Source organism: Burkholderia sp. Ac-20392, from assembly GCF_017104585.1.
In the GTDB taxonomy this organism is placed as follows: Bacteria; Pseudomonadota; Gammaproteobacteria; order Burkholderiales; family Burkholderiaceae; genus Burkholderia; species Burkholderia lata.
The window spans coordinates 1-967 of sequence record NZ_JAAGPB010001046.1 but is presented as its reverse complement, the minus strand read 5'-3'; the positions used below and the strand labels follow the sequence as shown (position 1 = coordinate 967).

General features: G+C 70.3%; 1 protein-coding gene. It reads right to left on the bottom strand.

Translation table 11 applies throughout. The features are described 5' to 3' along the window. On the bottom strand, positions 1-801 hold an 801-nt coding region (locus G3N99_RS40680), incomplete at its 3' end, for an amidohydrolase family protein (protein ID WP_346778525.1). Positions 802-967 lie beyond the last annotated feature (166 nt).

The window sequence follows — 967 nt, the reverse complement described above, 5'->3', positions numbered from 1 at the left end:
CTCTACGCCGAGTTCGGCCATCCGCGCGAGCAATGCATCGCGCTCGCGTTCGGCGATATCGCCGAGACAGAACCCGTGGCTGATCGTCACCTTGCCCTGCATGCCATGCGCGGCCGTGCGCTGCAGGATCAGGTCGAGCGAGTACGCGCCCATCAATCCGCGCTCGTGCAGGTGGAGGTCGAGCCCGCGGCCGTGGCGCTCGGCGATCGCGAACAGCACGTCCACCGCTTCGACCGGATCGCCTTCGATCGCGCACGGGTCGAGCCCGCCGAGCAGATCGGCACCGGCGGCAAGGGCTTCGGACAGCAGCGCATCGGTGCCCGGCCGCTTGAGCACGCCCGATTGCGGAAACGCGACGATCTGGATCTCGACCTGCCCGCGCAGCGTCTCGCGCGTCGCGAGCACGCCGTGCAGATGCCGCAGCCCGGCTTCGGTGTCGATGTCGACGTGCGTGCGGATGCGCGTCGTGCCGGCCGCGAGGAACGCGCGCGACAATGCGAGCGACGCGACACCCGCGTCATGGCCGCTCGTCGCGCGATAGTGGCGTTCGTTCTCGATCCGGTCGACGAGGCGCGGCCCGACCTGGTTGCGATACCACGGCATGCCCCAGTGCGTCTTGTCGAGGTGCGTGTGGCCTTCGACGAGGCCGGGCAGCGCGAGCGCGCCCGCGCCGTCCTCGATCACGCAGCCAGCGGGCACGTCGAGCGACGGACCGATGCGCGCGATGCGATCGCCTTCGATCAGGATGTCGAGCGCGGCGTCGGCGCTCGGGCGGACGTTGCGGATCAGCAGGTTCGTCATGTCGGTTCCGGTGTGGTCGGTCAGTGCAGTCAGTGCGGTCGATACGAAGGGGCACGGCGCGTGCCGTGCCGCCGGTCAGATGGGTCAGCGCGTAAAGCGCAGCGCGGGGGCGAACGGCGCGCCCGTGTCGCTTTCGCCGCGACGGAACACCCAGCGCTCGGCCGGA